General features: G+C 57.2%; 2 protein-coding genes. Both read left to right on the plus strand.

Going from position 1 to position 3,333, the window contains the following annotated elements:
- Positions 1 to 228: 228 nt before the first annotated feature.
- Positions 229 to 2,169 (plus strand): hypothetical protein, encoded by a 1,941-nt coding sequence (locus IT781_RS21560; protein ID WP_194972231.1) that lies wholly within the window; start codon positions 229 to 231, stop codon positions 2,167 to 2,169.
- Positions 2,166 to 2,753, plus strand: coding sequence for an SCO family protein (locus IT781_RS21565; protein WP_194972232.1), 588 nt, complete (start codon positions 2,166 to 2,168; stop codon positions 2,751 to 2,753). Before IT781_RS21560 ends, IT781_RS21565 begins: the two co-directional genes overlap by 4 nt.
- Positions 2,754 to 3,333 lie beyond the last annotated feature (580 nt).

Below are 3,333 nucleotides of genomic sequence, written 5' to 3' on the forward strand. Positions count from 1 at the left end.
TCGGGCCGGGCAGCCATTTCAACTTCCTGCTGGCCAATGGCGCCGGCGGTGTCTTCGCAACGCCCGGCGATTACCTCTACCGGGATCAGGCATCGTTCACGTTTGACGGCGGGCTGTGGGGCAAATTACGAGTGCAATAGCATCTCGTAAGGCGTATCGGAGTGCAGCCGCAAGCCGGCTGCACTCTTTTTATCGTTATCGGATACTCGATAAAACAGGGATATGACTATGAGAACACCCAATTACAGAAATTCAGCATTATGCTTCATCGTATTGACCGGCCTTTTCTTCGTGTTCAGCGATCAGCTGTCTTCATTGTTCAAGAATAATCCGTCAGACAACGAAGTAATCAAGGAAGGCTTGTCCATCGCCTTGGCCATCGATCCGGTCCAGACCGACAAGATCGCGGCCTCGGCTCTGCACGAGGGCCAGCCGGCGCGCCTGCAATTCACGGTCCGGGATACGTCCAGCAAGGAACCGGTCAAGGGTCTGCACCCGGCCGTCTGGCTGGACCGCCAGAACCCGCAGGAACAGAACCTGTCATGCAAGGACCGCATCAATTCCTATCTTCAAAGCAAACTGGCTTTTCAGCCCGATATCAACCTCAATTCCTATTTCGTGCTGGCGCTGAACAACAAGGCCAGCATTTCCGTCATCGATCCGATGAACGGCTTCGGCGGCAGCAAGATGATCACGCGTATCCGGCTGAACAGCCCCGGCGTGGACTGGGCCTTGAGCAAGGATAATAAAAAGCTCTATGTGGCTACGCCGTTAAGCCGCGAAGTGGCGATCATCGATACCGGCACCTGGCAGGTAAAGACTTTTCTGTCATTTGAAGCTTCACCCACCCGGCTGGCCTTGCAGCCGGACGGCCACTATTTGTGGGTGGGACTCGAGAAGACCGATAACAAGTCCTCAGCCGATGTCAGCGCCGTTGATACCGAGAAAAACCAGGTGGCCGCCTCGATCGCCACCGGCAAAGGCAGCCATGAATTTGCCTTCAGCGCCGACAGCCGCATGGCTTATGTCAGCAATACTGACGACCAGACGGTGGCCGTCATCGATACTGCCAAGCTGGCCAGCCATCACGCCGTCAAAAGCATGGCCCGGCCCGTGGCGCTGGCTTTCTCGACGTTGAGCAAAACCCTGTACGCGGCCACCGAAAAAGGCCGCCTGCTAGTCATCGATGCTGAAAGCCAGGCCGGTGCGCCCATCGAGACCGGCTCGCCGCTGAAAGCGTTGCGCTTCAGCCCCGACGGCCGCTGGGGTTTCGCGCTCAGCCAGAGAGACAACAAAGTGTTCATCATCGATGCCTCAGTGAACCGCCTGGTCCAGACCGTCGAGGCCGGTGCCGCGCCGGACCAGATCACGTTCACGGATCATTTCGCCTATGTCCGCTCGACCGGCAATGAAACCGTGAGCATGCTGCAGCTAGATGCGCTGGGCAAGAACGCGCAGGCAGCCGTGACAACCTTTCCGGGCGGTCAGTCCGCCCCAGGTTCATCCGGGCTGCTGTCGGCCGATGCCATTGTGCCGACGCCTGAGCGCAATGCCGTGGTGGTCGCCAATCCAGCCGATAAATCCGTGTACTACTACACGGAAGGCATGGCCGCACCGATGGGCAATTTCGAGAACTTCGGCATGAATCCTATGGCGGTCATGATTGTAGATAGAAGTCTGCAGGAAACCGCGCCCGGCGTTTATACAGGCACCGCTCAGTTGCCGCCGGCCGGCCGTTACAGCGTCTCGGTCCTGCTGAACAATCCGACGGTCTACCACTGCTTCGCCGCCGACATCGCGCCGGACCCTGAACTGGCCAAATCAGACACTCAGCCGGTCAAGGTGGAGTATTTGCTGAACAGTAAGGAAGTGCCGGTCGGCGCGCCGGTATCGATCCGGGTCAAAGTCAATCATACGGAAAAAAATAATGTCAGCGACCTGCAACTGCTGATCTTCCGCATCCCCGGCCAATGGCAACAGCGGCTGCTGGCCAAACCGCTGGGCGACGGCCTGTATCAGGCGGACATCACGCCGACGGAAACGGGCGTCTATCAGGTATTCGCACAGTCGGCCTCGCTCAATTTCACCTTTGAACAACAACCCATGCTGACGTTCCGCGCCATCCGGCCAGAAATCGCTACCGCTCAGGTCAAGGAGTTGGCGCCATGAATATCAAGTTCAGAACCGGAGTCATCATCACCCTGCTAATTACCGGTGTTCTTATCGCCGTTGTGCCGGACCCGGCGCCGAAGACGATAGCGTCTCCGGCCGCACTGCCGAATGCCGAACTGCAGGACCAGAACGGCGCCTCGGTCCGTTTTGCCAGCGATGTCGCCGGCAATCGGATCATGGCGCTCAATTTCATTTACACCGATTGCCAGACGGCCTGCCCGGTCGTCTCGGGCATTTTCTCCAAGCTGCAAAGCCGGCTCGGCGACAAACTGGCCAAGGACGTGCGCATGGTCTCGCTGAGCATCAATCCGGCTACGGATACGCCTGAACGGCTAAAAGCCTACGCGGAACGCTTTCACGCCGCGCCCGAGTGGCTCTGGCTGACCGGAGAGAAGGCCCAGGTCGACGCCCTGCTCAAAAGCCTTGGCGTCTACAGTACCGATGTCGCCAACCATGCGCCGGTCATTCTGGTCGGCGACCCGGTCCGCGGCGAATGGACGCGCTTCAATGGCCTGTCCAGCCCGGATACCATCGCTGCCAGAATCGATGAATTGCTGAATGCCCGCCATGGAAAATCCTGAGCGCGAGGTATGACTGCAGGGCCGAATTTTATTCGGCCCGAAACACTCGGCTGGACGGGGATTGCTGTCTGTCCAAAAACATTCAGCATTGGTTGCAACCCTCGCCCCGCTTGAGTGTAGTAAGGTAATGCAGGCGCAAAGACCATCCATGCAGCCGTTCATAATTTTACGCCTTAAGTTTACAAGTCTCCCTGTGACGCGATATCACTCTTGAATGTCTGAAACATCGCTATAGGCTTTCCCGCCGCTGCCCGTTCACTTACTTTTCAGGCTGAATCTCATCAAATCAGGTATTTCCTGAGCTAAAAATCAGGGTTTCACCCGATTTCCACACTGTAGCTGTGCTTATAAAGTCAGATTGTCTTTTAAATCCTTAATCGATTGCTGTACAGAAAAGCGGCTGGCTCAAGGCTGCTTTCAGGCGGCAATAATTTCTTCAATTACTGTAGTGTGGAGATGTCATGAAAATTCGGCAAATCAGCGACCGGTTGGAAACCGGCGGCACAATTTCCCGGCGCCGGCAAGCGGCAGGCGTCGTCTGTCTACCCTTGCTCGCCGTGGCGCTGGCCTATGCCGGCCC

It is taken from the genome of Methylobacter sp. BlB1, from assembly GCF_015476545.1.
In the GTDB taxonomy this organism is placed as follows: domain Bacteria; phylum Pseudomonadota; class Gammaproteobacteria; order Methylococcales; family Methylomonadaceae; genus Methylobacter.

Bases quoted from the DNA above. Each gene is read 5' to 3' on its own strand.
- IT781_RS21560 (WP_194972231.1), top strand. From the start codon at position 229: ATGAGAACACCCAATTACAGAAATTCAGCATTATGCTTCATCGTATTG.
- IT781_RS21565 (WP_194972232.1), top strand. From the start codon at position 2,166: ATGAATATCAAGTTCAGAACCGGAGTCATCATCACCCTGCTAATTACC.